The organism is Asticcacaulis sp. AC466, assembly GCF_000495815.1.
Classification (GTDB): Bacteria; Pseudomonadota; Alphaproteobacteria; order Caulobacterales; family Caulobacteraceae; genus Asticcacaulis.
Genome location: NZ_AWGE01000001.1, coordinates 372253 through 384646, shown reverse-complemented (window position 1 = coordinate 384646; position 12394 = coordinate 372253). Strand labels below are relative to the sequence as shown.

Below are 12394 nucleotides of genomic sequence, written 5' to 3'. Positions count from 1 at the left end.
AAAGGTTAAAAAACCCCAAGATGGTTAATGGGGAAGTTTGATTCGGTGTCCTAGTTCTGGCGATGATTCTTAGCTGTCCCAACTGCGCGACGAAATATACGCTCAACGAGGCCCAATTGGGGCCGCGCGGACGTACCGTCCGCTGCGCCGCCTGCAAGACGACCTGGCACGCCGAAATTCCCGAAAAACCGATCGACTTGTCCTTCTCCGACGTCAAAAAGCAGAAGGAACCGGCCGAGGAGTTACATGAGGTCAAGGCCAAGAAGCTGCCGCTGAAATATCGCGCCATGCTGAATGACCAGAAGCGGGTCAAGGCGCTGACAGCGCAGGGCATGATCTGGGGCGGCCTGGGCGCCGTGCTGGTTCTGCTTCTGGTACTCGGTTATTTCCTGCGCGTGGATATAGTCCGCATGTTCCCCAGCGTCGCCGGCGCCTATGCCATGGTCGGCATGGACGTCAAAGGAACCCCTTTGCGCTTTGGCACCATAGACGGCCAGGCCGGTTTCAAGGGCGGACGTTTCGTGGTGACGGTCAAGGCACAGGTCAATAACACCAGCGGCAAGGCCGTGCCGGTCCCGCCGGTCCGCGTAAAACTGCTTGACGCCAAGCTTCAGGAATTTTCTTCGCTGCTCATGCCGGCCGACGGACTGGTGGTCGGTCCCCACGCGACACGTACGCTGGTTTTCGATGTCGCCGACCCCAAGAACCTGACGTCTTCGCTCGATGTCGATTTCGACCTGGTTGCCATGAAGCAGGAAAAGACACAAAAAAAGGGCGGGCACGCGCCATCAGAGCATGAGGCGGCACCGGCTGGTCATGAAGAGGCGGCCGCGCAAAACCATGAAGAGGTTGCGCAAACCGATGGTCCGATGGACCATGATGCCCCGCCGGCAAATAGCCACGGCGCCGTCTCAAACATGCCGACACCGAGCCTGCGTACAGGGCTGACGCAACAACAGGCCGGCCATGATGCCGCACCGGCACCGGCGGCCCATGCGGCGGGCGGTCATTGATGTCAGGCCCTATCCTGCCGCCTGTCCTGTTGGGGGCCGATGAAGTTCAGGGCCGGGTTCAGGCCCTGGCCGATCTGATGGTCGATTATGTGAAGTCTGATTGTGTCGGCGTCGTGCTGTTGACCGGCGGCATCTGGTTCGCTGCCGATCTGTCGCGCGCCTTGAACCGTGCCGGCCGCGACATTGCCTTCGACGCGCTATGGCTGTCCTCCTACGCCGACAGCCACGAAAGCGGGACCATGCTGATCCGCGCGCCCTTGCAACGCTCCGTTCAGGGTCGTCAAGTGCTGATTATGGACGACGTGCTGGACACAGGCGCCAGCCTCAAGATTGCACGTGAAATCGCGCTGGAAGCCGGCGCGTCTGAGGTTTTGACCGCCGTTTTCGCCCGCAAGCCGGACCCATTGAAGGATGGCGCGCGCCGCGAGATGGAAGCCGACTTTACCGCCTGGGAAGCGCCGGCGCGGTATCTGGTCGGTTACGGACTCGACGATGGCGGTAAGTATCGCGCCCTACCCTATATCGGCGCTTTGGACTAAGTTAGGTCGTCTTACCTGCCGATTAGCGCCAGATGCATGCTGGCAAACGATTCCGGCATATCGCCGAAAACGCAGAAGCCGCTGGCGACCTGCTGGACCGGCACGGGCCCCAGGATCAGGACACCGAGAATAGCCCCCGCCAAAGCGACATAACGCAAGGCAAAGGGATCGGCGGCGGCAATGCCAGCCTTGGCCTTGCCGATGCGCAACTTCGGCTGGCGCCGCTCATGGCGCATGGCCAATAGACGTTCCGGACGCAAACCGTTATCGACGGCGAGGCGGGTATTGATTTCGGTAAAGGTGGGCATCCGAAAACGCAGAGCCGCGCGCACCGATGCAACAAGGGTTATAACTAGGCCTGCCGCCATAATGGCCAGATGCACAGGCTTGGGCAGGTTACGGAACAAACCCCACTGACCAGCAACCAAAATCAGGATGACCAGCAAGACATAGGGAAACAGGGCCGGCAGGATGCGTTCCCACATCATGGTCATCTGGGTAAAGAAAAGCCCCCGATTCAAGGGCGCGAACGGCGATTTGTTACTCTGCATAAGTCCCCCAAGACCTTGTCCAAAGTGTTGCCTGCCAGACCTCTGTTACGCAATCTTAGCCTTCGGTTCGGCGGCAAACCAGGCAGGCATCGGTTCACGCGCCATCATCTCATCATAGCTCGGCCTAGGACGTACTATGTACCAATCACCGTCACGCACCAACACCTCAGGCGCGAGCGGACGTGAATTATATTCGCTTCCCATGACCGCACCATAGGCGCCCGCCGACATGAAGGCGACCAGATCGCCTGTCTGCATCACCGGCATTTCGCGGCCACGCGTGAACGTATCGCCGGTTTCGCAGACTGGTCCAACCACGTCATAGCTGGCGGTTTCGTTACCCGGACGCGCGACCGGACGGATGTCGTGGAAGGCATCATACAGGGCCGGGCGGATCAGATCGTTCATGGCAGCGTCCAGTACCAGGAACTTCTGGCCGGAATCAGCCCGTTCATGGACGTGGACGACCTTGGAAATCAGCACGCCGGCATTGGCCGCGATCAGGCGGCCCGGCTCGAACGTATACCGCACCCCCAGATTACCGACCGAAAGCGCCGCCATTTCGGCATAATCGGCGACAGTCGCCGGTTCCTTCTGATTGAAGTAGGGCACGCCCAGGCCGCCGCCCAGATCGAGGCGTTCTACGCTCAGACCGCCCGCGCGCAGGTCTTCGACCCAGCCACGCATACGGCTGAAAGCTTCTTGCAACGGTGTCAGATCGAGAATCTGACTGCCGATATGACAGGCAATGCCCATGGGGGCCAGATTCGGGTGACCAGCGGCATCGGCATAGAGTTTCAGCGCCTCGGCAGCCGAGATGCCGAACTTGTCCTTGGCCCCGCCCGTCGTGATCTTTTCGTGGCCACCGGCACCGACACCCGGATTGATGCGGATGACGAACGGCGCGACACGGTTTAATTCCGCGGCGACGCGCGCCAGGCGTTCGAGTTCTGGCCGACTTTCGACATTAAGCTGATAGATACCGGCCTGAAGCGCGAAGGCCATTTCGGCATCGGTCTTGCCAACACCGGAAAAGACGATCTTTTCCGGCGGAACACCGGCCTTGAGCGCCTTACGGATTTCGCCTTCCGACACCGTATCCGCCCCCGCGCCCTGAGCGGCCAGGGTCGCCAGAACGGACAGGTTGGAATTTGCCTTGCAGGCAAAAGCCACCAGCGGCGCCTCGCCTTTGGGGCTGTGCAATTCCGGCTTTGACGCCAAGGCGTCCGCAAACACGCGGTAGTGCCGCTCCAGGGTCGCCGAAGAATAGACGTACAACGGCGTGCCGACCCGTTCGGCCAGCTCTGTCAGCGACACCTGCTCGCAATGCAGCGCGCCGTCTTGGTAATCGAAATGGTTCATCTACCCGAGGATCTGTCAGTGCGTCGGTGAATTGACGACTTGCGTATTATTGCCGAAACCTTCGAGCGGTGCGTCGGCGATACGCTTATTGACCGTATACGGATTTTCCATGCTGTTTGACGAATCCGCATCCGGCGTGGCGCGTTCAGACGCCCGTGAGGACGACGAGTCGGTGGTCAGGGTAACGCCGCCATCGGCGTTCTTCGATGCGGACCAGGATTGTTCCGCCTTCTTGTTCATAATCGGCGGTGCCTGTTCCAGGGTGCCGAGCTTGCCGCAGGCGGAAATGGCTACCGACGCGACAGCGGCAAGCGCCGCCAGCATGACGAAACGGGACTTACGGGGGGGCATCATGCGCGTTGATCCTTCCAGCGCTGGATTTGCAGCCGAACCTGGTCCGGCGCTGTGCCGCCATAGGACTGGCGGGAGGCGGCCGAAGCCTCGGGGGTTAATACCTTATACACCGCATCCGTGATCCTGGCTTCCAGATTTTGCAAATCGCTTAGGGGCAGTTGCGCCAAATCCACACCTTTGGATTCCGCCAGCTTTACAGCCGCGCCGGTAATATGGTGCGCGTCGCGGAAGGGAATGTTCAGCGTACGGACCAACCAGTCGGCTAGATCGGTCGCCGTCGAGAATCCAGCACCGGCAGCCGCCTTCATCCGCTCTGTATTGGCTTCGAGATCGAGCACCATGCCGGTCATGGCGCGAATGGCCAGATCAAGCGCATCGAAGGCCTCGAACACCGGCGGCTTGTCTTCCTGCATATCCTTGGAATAGGCGAGCGGCAGACCCTTCATTACCGTGGTTAGCGCGATCAGCGCGCCATTGATGCGACCCGTCTTGGCGCGGACCAGTTCAGCGGCATCGGGGTTGCGCTTTTGCGGCATGATCGACGATCCCGTCGAAAAGGCGTCCGACAGGCGGATGAAGCCGAAATAGGGCGTCGTCCAAATAACGATTTCTTCGGCCAGGCGCGACAGGTGGCCGGCGCAGATTGCGGCGTGGCTGAGAGATTCCAAGGCGAAGTCGCGGGACGATACGCCGTCAAGCGAATTGCCCATCGGCCGGTCAAAGCCCAAGGCCTGCGCCGTCATATGCCGGTCGATCGGAAAGGGCGACCCGGCCAGCGCCGCCGAACCGAGCGGATTTTCGTTCATGCGCACACGCGCATCCTGAAACCGCGAGCGGTCGCGGCCAAACATTTCGACATAGGCCATCAAATGATGACCGAAGGTGACCGGCTGGGCCGGTTGCAAATGGGTGAAGCCCGGCATGAGGGCGTCGGCATATTGTTCGGCGCGGGTCAAAAGGGCGTCCTGAAGCGCGCCGAGTTGCCGGATGGTGTCATCGACCTGATCGCGGACCCACAGACGGAAATCCGTCGCCACCTGATCGTTGCGCGACCGGGCAGTATGCAGGCGTCCGGCGACCGGTCCAACCAGTTCGCGCAGGCGCGCTTCGACATTCATGTGGATGTCTTCGAATTCGGCCCGGAACGGGAACGTACCCGCCTCGATCTCACCGGTTATGGTATCCAGCCCATTCAGGATGATTTTGGCATCTTCGGAATCTATGATACCTTGATTAGCAAGCATGGCGGCATGCGCCTTGGAGCCAGCAAGGTCTTGTTGCCAAAGGCGTTTATCGACATCGATGGAGACATTGATGGCTTGCATAATCTCATCGGGTCGGGCACTGAAACGTCCACCCCACATTTTTTGCCCCGCGCCTTCTGTCTTCGGGGGTTGAACGGCTGGGCCCTTATCGGCGGAATGATCGGTCATGACGGAACCTGAATTGAATAGGGACGACGCGCAGAAGCCGGCGTCCATGGGGACTGACGTACAGGGGCAACCGGCCGTAACGCCGATTGTGAAGCCTATAGACGACGATACGCCCCAACCCAAGGGGATTCAGGCCGGAATCATCCGGAAAAAGCGCGCCGTGCCAGTTGCCGTTGTTGTTGTCGTTACGGTCGTGCTGGCTATTATCATCGCATTGGTCGCCTGGCGCCTCATCCTGCCCATGATTGCCACACCAACGCCTGAGGCGCCCTTGCCTGCGGTGGCCGGCCCCACGGCCGCTATCCCTCAAGCAAAAGGCCCGTTGGCCGTCTACGCCAAGGGACCGCTCGCCAAGATGGCGACCTATGAGACGCCGCAGGTCATTGAGGACATCTCCTTCATCGATCGCGATAAGAAGCCGGTGCATCTGAGCGATTTCAAGGGCCAGGTCGTGGTGCTCAACGTGTGGGCCACCTGGTGCGCCCCTTGCCGCTTTGAAATGCCGACCCTGGCGCACCTGCAAACCCTGTATGCCGGCAAGGGCGTCAAGGTTCTGCCCCTCAGTGTCGATACGGAAGAACAGTTCGCCGACGTCAAATCCTTCATGGATGTGCAACAGCCTCTTGAGGTCTATGCCGACCAAAGCTTCCAGGCGCCGTCGAAATACAAGATTTCCGGCATGCCCGGCACCCTGATCCTCGACAAGCAGGGCCGCATGGTTGCCCGGCTGGACGGCGAAGCCAAATGGGATACGAAGGAAGTCCAGGCCTTGCTTGACAAGCTTCTTGCCGAATAGCCGTCAGGTTTTCGTAAGGGGCATCCACCGCGCATAGGTCAGACAGCGCCAGCCCCATTCGAACGCCCCATAGCGGAACAGCGACATCCAGATGGTGCTGACAACCAGTTGGCCAGCCCAGACCGCGACAACGATCGGCACCAGGGCAGCATGATTCATCGTCCCGAACAGACCCAGGCCGCGCCCACCGTAGAACAGCCCGGTCATGATCAGGCTTTGGGTCAGGTAATTGGTAAAGGCCATCCGCCCCGCGCAAGCCAGAGGGTACAGGCAAATGGCACCTATCCGTGTCCGCCCAGCGAGGACGAGCGCGCTGGCATAACCGAGCGCGACCGGCAGGCACAACAGGGAGTTGGCGAGGCCATAGAGCCCGAACGTCTTGGGGAATGGAAACCATTCCGCCAAAGTAACCGAGGCTTGCCAACCGATCAGGACCAGGCTGACAGCACCTGCCGCCATCAGGGCAATATATAGGCGCGCCTTCGCCGTCCCCGCCAGTACGCCGGATTTGAACAGCCCCAGGCCAATCATCATGAGCCCCAAAGTTGTCGGCATGAAGCCGAGAAGCTCCGGGAGGATCGTTTGGCCCCAGGTCGTGGCGTTCTGACCCAGCGAGTCCCAGATGCTTCCGCGCATGTGGGTCACAATCGCCGGGACCTCGGCGACGTTTGGCGCGCGCACTATGCCTTGGAGGTCTTCGGCAATATTGCCGCCCAGCAGGGTGAGCGTACCAAGGATAAACAGGCCCGCGCCCCACAACAGGAGCCGGCGCGCACTCGCCGCCTGCCAGCGCCAGAAGACAAGGCCGGTAACCGCATAGGACAATAGGATATCGCCGTGCCAGATCAGCGCACCGTGGACCAATCCGAACAGGACAAGCCACGCCAATCTCCGGAAAAGCGGCGTACGGTAGACCGGGTCATTGGGATTGTTGTCGCGGCCGACCAAATAGACGCTAACCCCGAACAATAGGGTAAAGCAGGTAATGAACTTTTCCTTGAAAAAAGTCTCGATCACCCACCAAGTGGCAAGGTCCGCATGTGTCAGCGCAACCGGCGATGCCGACGGCAGACCGTAGACGTCAAAAGGCTGCGCGAAGGCAATGGCGTTGACCAGCAATATGCCCAATATGCTGAGGCCGCGAATATGGTCGAGCGCCTGGATGCGAGACCGAGCATGGGTCTGCACAGCGGGCGTCATGGATTCGGCGGCGGAACGCGCCTGAGCGCCAGGGCCTGCAACAGGATGGCCGATGGCACAGCCAGCGACATCTGCATCAGGACCAGAAGCAGGCTCAGAATGACGAACGGCTTTACCATTTCGTTCAGCGGATAGTGCTGAACGAACACCAGATTGGACAGCGCCGCGACCGAGCCAAGCACGCAGACGAACAGGGCACATATCAAAACGGTGAAAGTGGCGTGGAGGCGTGACGGCGACGGCGCCATCTTCCAGATGACCAAAACCCCGATCATCCAAAACAGGGCCAACGTCATCTGGCGCTGGACCTCGCCCGCCACATCTTCGTGACCGCGCAACAGCGTCGCGACGAACCAGCACAGGCCGTGTAGACACAGGGCCGTAATGCCGGAAATGAACATCCAGCGCAGTTCGGGCTGACGATAGCTGAGCCCTGTGCCGCCCATTAACGCGTCGGCACCGGCTTTTCGCCGCGATAGTCGTAGAAACCACGTCCCGTCTTGCGGCCCAGCCAGCCGGCTTCGACGTATTTTGTCAGGAGCGGACACGGACGATACTTGCTGTCAGCCAGGCCGTCATAGAGCACGTTCATGACGGCCAGAACGGTATCGAGGCCGATAAAGTCCGCCAGCTCCAACGGCCCCATGGGATGGTTGGCCCCCAGCTTCAGCGCCGTGTCGATGGCTTCGACCGTGCCGACGCCTTCATACAAAGTATAGATCGACTCGTTGATCATCGGGATCAGAACGCGATTGACGATAAAAGCCGGAAAATCTTCGGAATTGGCCGTCGTCTTGCCGAGCGACTTGGCGAAATCGACCGCGATCTCATAGGTGTCGGCGTCGGTGGCGATGCCACGGATGATTTCGACCAGCTTCATGACCGGCACCGGATTCATGAAATGCAGGCCAATGAACTTGCCGGGCCGATCGCTGGCAGCCGCTAACCGAGTGATGGAGATGGACGAGGTGTTCGAGGCCAGCAAGGCTTCCGGCTTCAGGTGTTCGCAGACCGAACGGAAAATGGCATTCTTCACCTCTTCCTTTTCGGTGGCGGCTTCAATCACCAGATCGCACGGCGCGAGTTCCGATATCGAGGCGGCTGGAAGCAGCTTTTTGAGCGCGTCCAACGCAGCGGCAGCCGTGATGGTTTCCTTTTCGACCAGGCGGTTCAGGCCTTTTTCGATGCGCGCCATGCCGGCCTTGACGGCGTCGGCGGAGGCGTCGAACAGGATGACGTCGTAACCCGATTGCGCGCACACCTGCGCGATGCCCGCGCCCATCTGTCCGGCACCGATAATCCCTACGGTCTTGATATTCATGTAACTGTCCTTGGCACGTTCCGAAGCGGAGTCCGGAGACGGAACCGCCGGTAACGAAACTGTATGGATATAGGAGATAAAGCGCGCCCGGCGGCAACGCAATACGCAAAAAGAAAGGGAAGGACATTCGCCCTTCCCTTTGCCGCTTTTCGTGGCGTGAGCCTAGCCCAACGCCTTCAGCAACTCGGGCACGGCGGTCTTGTAATCGGCGACCAGGCCGTAGTCGGCAACGCTGAAGATCGGAGCTTCCGGATCCTTGTTAATGGCCACAATGACCTTGGAGTCCTTCATACCGGCCAGGTGCTGGATCGCACCGGAGATACCGATGGCGATATAGACTTGAGGGGCGACCACCTTGCCGGTCTGACCGACCTGGTAATCGTTGGGCGCGTAGCCCGCGTCAACGGCGGCGCGCGACGCACCAACGGCGGCACCGAGCTTGTCAGCCAACGGATCGAGCACGGCCTTGAATTCTTCGGCCGAACCAAGCGCCCGTCCACCCGAAACGACGATCTTGGCCGCGCCCAGTTCCGGACGGTCGGACACGACCTTTTCTTCCGAAATAAAACGCGTGCCGGCCTTCGACGCTGGGGCCGCGACAGTTTCAATCGCTGCCGATCCGCCGTCGCCCGCCGCCTTGAAGGCCGTGGTGCGCACCGTCATGACCTTTTTGGCTTCCGACGTCTGCACGGTTTCCAGTGCGTTGCCAGCATAGATCGGGCGGACGAAGGTATTGGCGTCGACCACTTCGATGACGTCCGACAGCAGCGACACATCCAGGAGCGCAGCGACGCGCGGTGCAAAGTTCTTACCCGCGGAAGAAGCCGGAATGGCGATAGCGTCATAATTGGCAGCGAGGCCGCTGACCAGGGCCGCAACGTCCTCAGCAATGTCTTGCTTCAGGTCGGCGGACTGGCTGAGCAGCACCTTGCGCACGCCGGCAATTCCGGCGGCGGCATCAGCAACCGACTGTACGCCCTCCCCATAGACCAGGACATCCACGTCGGACGACAGGGCCAGGGCGGCGGTTACGGTCTTTTGCGTGGTATCGCGCAGATGGGCGCCATCATGATCGGCAACAACGAGAACGGTCATATTACAGAACTCCTGCGGACTTGAGGTTGGCGACCAGTTCGGCGGCATCCGCCACCTTCTTGCCGGCGGACCGCTTGGGCGGCTCGGTGACCTTGACGACTTTGAGGCGCGGCGTCACATCGATGCCGTAATCGGCAACCGTCTTGATTTCCAGCGGCTTCTTCTTGGCCTTCATGATGTTGGGCAGAGACGCGTAGCGCGGTTCGTTGAGGCGAAGATCGGTCGTGATGACCGCCGGCAGCGTGACGCCGAGCGTTTGAAGCCCGCCATCGACTTCGCGTGTCACCTGGGCTTCGCCGTTTTCGATCACGACCTTGGACGCAAAGGTCGCCTGCGGCCAGTTGAGCAGTGTGGACAGCATCTGACCGGTGGCATTGTTGTCGCCGTCGATGGCTTGCTTGCCCATAATGATCAGATCCGGCTTTTCGGCTTCCGCCACGGCCTTGAGCAACTTGGCGACCGCCAGCGGCTCGACGTCCTGATCCGTCTGGATCAGTATGCCGCGATCGGCGCCGATGGTTAGGGCGGTGATGATGGTATCCTTGGCCTGAGCGGGCCCAATGGAGACCGCGACGATTTCGGTAGCGATACCCTTTTCCTTCAGGCGGGTCGCTTCTTCGACCGCGATTTCGTCGAACGGGTTCATCGACATCTTGACATTGGCCAGATCGACACCCGACTGATCCGCCTTCACGCGGACCTTGACGTTGTAATCCAGCACCCGCTTGACCGGGACCAAAATCTTCATGGCATTTAACCTCTGTGGCTCGTTTCCTGTCGCCCCTTAAAGGGGCGGATTCGGTTGCGGATCAAATGACGATCCACGCCCGCAAAGTCAATTGTTGTTTGGGCTTCACAGCCGTTTTCGTGGTGCCTTTGACGGCCGGGCCAGTGACCTGACAACGATCGGCCAGTGGTCTGACAGCGACCGCGCAGTGATTTTCAATTGCCCTTATAAGCCGTTTGGCGCATAACAGGATAAGCCACAACTTTACGTGAGCGTCAAGTTAGACTTTCGAAAACGTCCCCCAGAAAGCGTCCCCGCATGCCCAGCCAGATCGGCAAACTCAAATACCTCTTCGTTATCCTTTTGGGCGTGCTGAGCATAAGCGTCGTCGGTTACAGCCTGTTGTACGGCATCCCCAGCCGCAAATGCGAAGGCTCCGGCGGCTGGTTTTCCTGGAAAGACCGCCAATGCTATGCGCCGATCGCCATATCCCAAATCACCGGACGTAAGAACGGCGAACCGGCAAAGATCGATTTCCACGACGACGCGCTGAAAGCCAGCAATGCCAGAGCGGTAAACGGCGCCGCCAAGGATGCCGCTTCCCATCAAGCAGCGTCCGGCGCGACAGCGACACCAAAGTAATCAGTCGGCTTTTTCAAGATCGCATTTGAGCGTCGGCGCACTCTTCTGCGCCATGGTCAGGCGATCACGGTAATAGGCACATTTGACCTGATCGTCCTTGGCGCCGACCTTTGTAACGCTATAGCCATTTACCAGGACCATCACGTCACCGCCGGCGATATCGGCGATACCTGCGACGTTCAGACGACCCGCGATATGGGCTTTAGGCGCCTCCGGAGCGACGCCGACCTTTTCCTGGCCCAGGTCGATTTGGTGGATTTGATTGGCTTTGGACTGGGAGGCGGGCGTCGGATACCCGTAATAGCTGACATCGATGACCAGACCATCGCCCAGCGACTTCAGCCGGGCCGCCGCCGCCGGTGTAATATCCGCACTCACGTCAAACGCGTGGGCTGGACTGGGGGCAAAATCCTGGCCGCCCTTACCGCCGTCCGCCTTGTACGGGCTACATTGTGTCAGACACAAGAACACGGCAGCGCCGGTGGCGAAAAACAGTTTCGACATCAGAATTCCTTTATTTTGAAGGCACCCACAACACGTCTGCGCGGCCCTGATCGTTGGCATGACGGGCCAGGACGAACAGCAGGTCGGAGAGGCGATTAAGATATTTCAGCGCCTCCGGCCCGACCGCGTCGGTTCTCGCCAGGCTGACGCAATCGCGTTCAGCGCGGCGAACAATCGTGCGAGCCAGATGCAGGTGGACGCTCAGCGGCGATCCAGCCGGCAGGATAAACGAGGTCAGGGGTGCCATCGGCGCGTTATAGCTGTCCAAAGCGACCTCCAGAGCGGTCAACTGCGCCGCCTGTACGCGGATCGGAGTCCAGGAGATGTCATCCGATGGCGTCGCCAGATCGGCGCCGAGGTCGAACAGGTCGTTTTGAACCCGGGCCAGCAAGGCATCCAGCGCAAGGTCCTGTGTGACATACAGTCGCACCAGGCCGATCGCTGCATTGGCCTCATCGACGCTGCCGATAACGCTCAGACGGGCATCATCCTTGGGCCGGCGCGATCCGTCGGCCAATCCCGTCGTACCGTCATCGCCAGTACGGGTGTAAATCTTGTTGAGCTTGACCATGAGGCCTCGTAATCGAATGACGCCGTCAATGCCCGTTTTTCATGAACCAGGCAAGAAGCACCAGCAATCCAATCGCAATCGCCTGCAACAGTACGCGAAGCTGCATCAGCTTATTCGACCAGTTCTCACGAAATTTACCGCCACGAAGCAAGCTGAAAATGCCCACACCCAAGACTACCAGAACGGCGAACATGGCGACCAGGGCAAGAATACGCAGAATATCGATCATGTCGTCATATCGCGCTTTTATCGTAAAAAGTCGAGATTTTTATAAGCCCCCGCGACG

Annotated in this window: 16 protein-coding genes; 4 read left to right on the top strand and 12 right to left on the bottom strand. The window is 59.9% G+C overall.

What is annotated here, in order from left to right:
- Positions 1-62: 62 nt before the first annotated feature.
- Together AEAC466_RS24830 and AEAC466_RS24825 are read left to right on the top strand one after the other, a co-directional pair.
- Positions 63-1013: an MJ0042-type zinc finger domain-containing protein gene (locus AEAC466_RS24830; protein WP_023456406.1), complete on the top strand. Its 951-nt coding sequence runs from the start codon at positions 63-65 to the stop codon at positions 1011-1013.
- Positions 1013-1552: a phosphoribosyltransferase gene (locus AEAC466_RS24825; RefSeq protein ID WP_023456405.1), complete on the top strand. Its 540-nt coding sequence runs from the start codon at positions 1013-1015 to the stop codon at positions 1550-1552. The genes AEAC466_RS24830 and AEAC466_RS24825 overlap by 1 nt, the downstream gene beginning before the upstream one ends.
- A gap of 11 nt (positions 1553-1563) precedes the next feature.
- Here AEAC466_RS24825 and AEAC466_RS24820 read toward each other — a convergent pair whose 3' ends face one another.
- From AEAC466_RS24820 to argH, 4 genes are read right to left on the bottom strand one after another with little or no spacing between them, the layout of a single operon-like run.
- On the bottom strand, positions 1564-2103 hold the full coding sequence (locus AEAC466_RS24820) for a DUF4175 family protein (RefSeq protein ID WP_023456404.1): 540 nt from the start codon (positions 2101-2103) through the stop codon (positions 1564-1566).
- A 45-nt stretch (positions 2104-2148) separates the two neighbouring features.
- Positions 2149-3465, bottom strand: coding sequence for a diaminopimelate decarboxylase (gene lysA / locus AEAC466_RS24815; protein ID WP_023456403.1), 1317 nt, complete (start codon positions 3463-3465; stop codon positions 2149-2151).
- Positions 3466-3480: 15 nt separating this feature from the next.
- Positions 3481-3819 carry a hypothetical protein gene (locus AEAC466_RS24810; RefSeq protein WP_023456402.1) on the bottom strand — a complete coding sequence of 113 codons (339 nt, stop codon included), beginning with the start codon at positions 3817-3819 and terminating at the stop codon, positions 3481-3483.
- On the bottom strand, positions 3816-5252 hold the full coding sequence (argH, locus tag AEAC466_RS24805) for an argininosuccinate lyase (protein ID WP_200863932.1): 1437 nt from the start codon (positions 5250-5252) through the stop codon (positions 3816-3818). Before argH ends, AEAC466_RS24810 begins: the two co-directional genes overlap by 4 nt.
- On the opposite strand from argH, the gene AEAC466_RS24800 reads away from it, so the two are divergent.
- Positions 5251-6048: a TlpA family protein disulfide reductase gene (locus tag AEAC466_RS24800; protein ID WP_081714495.1), complete on the top strand. Its 798-nt coding sequence runs from the start codon at positions 5251-5253 to the stop codon at positions 6046-6048. The genes argH and AEAC466_RS24800 overlap by 2 nt on opposite strands.
- Positions 6049-6051: 3 nt before the next feature.
- On the opposite strand, the gene AEAC466_RS24795 is transcribed toward AEAC466_RS24800, so the two are convergent.
- The 5 genes from AEAC466_RS24795 to AEAC466_RS24775 all read right to left on the bottom strand — a co-directional run bounded on the left by AEAC466_RS24795 (position 6052) and on the right by AEAC466_RS24775 (position 10412).
- On the bottom strand, positions 6052-7248 hold the full coding sequence (locus tag AEAC466_RS24795; protein WP_023456399.1) for a DUF418 domain-containing protein: 1197 nt from the start codon (positions 7246-7248) through the stop codon (positions 6052-6054).
- Positions 7245-7694, bottom strand: a complete 450-nt coding sequence (locus AEAC466_RS44710) for a hypothetical protein (RefSeq protein WP_023456398.1) — start codon at positions 7692-7694, stop codon at positions 7245-7247. The genes AEAC466_RS24795 and AEAC466_RS44710 overlap by 4 nt, the downstream gene beginning before the upstream one ends.
- Positions 7694-8569 (bottom strand): 3-hydroxybutyryl-CoA dehydrogenase, encoded by an 876-nt coding sequence (locus tag AEAC466_RS24785; protein ID WP_023456397.1) that lies wholly within the window; start codon positions 8567-8569, stop codon positions 7694-7696. Before AEAC466_RS24785 ends, AEAC466_RS44710 begins: the two co-directional genes overlap by 1 nt.
- Positions 8570-8731: 162 nt before the next feature.
- On the bottom strand, positions 8732-9664 hold the full coding sequence (locus AEAC466_RS24780) for an electron transfer flavoprotein subunit alpha/FixB family protein (RefSeq protein WP_023456396.1): 933 nt from the start codon (positions 9662-9664) through the stop codon (positions 8732-8734).
- A gap of 1 nt (position 9665) precedes the next feature.
- A complete protein-coding gene (locus AEAC466_RS24775) occupies positions 9666-10412 on the bottom strand; it encodes an electron transfer flavoprotein subunit beta/FixA family protein (protein WP_023456395.1) in 747 nt (248 codons plus the stop codon).
- 297 nt (positions 10413-10709) lie between these two features.
- Between AEAC466_RS24775 and AEAC466_RS24770 the strand changes: the two genes are divergently transcribed.
- Positions 10710-11033 carry a hypothetical protein gene (locus AEAC466_RS24770; RefSeq protein WP_023456394.1) on the top strand — a complete coding sequence of 108 codons (324 nt, stop codon included), beginning with the start codon at positions 10710-10712 and terminating at the stop codon, positions 11031-11033.
- Here AEAC466_RS24770 and AEAC466_RS24765 read toward each other — a convergent pair whose 3' ends face one another.
- From AEAC466_RS24765 to AEAC466_RS24755, 3 genes are read right to left on the bottom strand one after another with little or no spacing between them, the layout of a single operon-like run.
- A complete protein-coding gene (locus AEAC466_RS24765; RefSeq protein WP_023456393.1) occupies positions 11034-11537 on the bottom strand; it encodes a hypothetical protein in 504 nt (167 codons plus the stop codon). It abuts the gene before it with no gap.
- Between the two features lie 10 nt (positions 11538-11547).
- Positions 11548-12108: a cob(I)yrinic acid a,c-diamide adenosyltransferase gene (locus tag AEAC466_RS24760; protein ID WP_023456392.1), complete on the bottom strand. Its 561-nt coding sequence runs from the start codon at positions 12106-12108 to the stop codon at positions 11548-11550.
- Positions 12109-12133: 25 nt separating this feature from the next.
- Entirely contained in the window at positions 12134-12337 is a 204-nt protein-coding gene (locus tag AEAC466_RS24755) for a twin transmembrane helix small protein (RefSeq protein WP_023456391.1), read from the bottom strand.
- Positions 12338-12394: the final 57 nt, after the last annotated feature.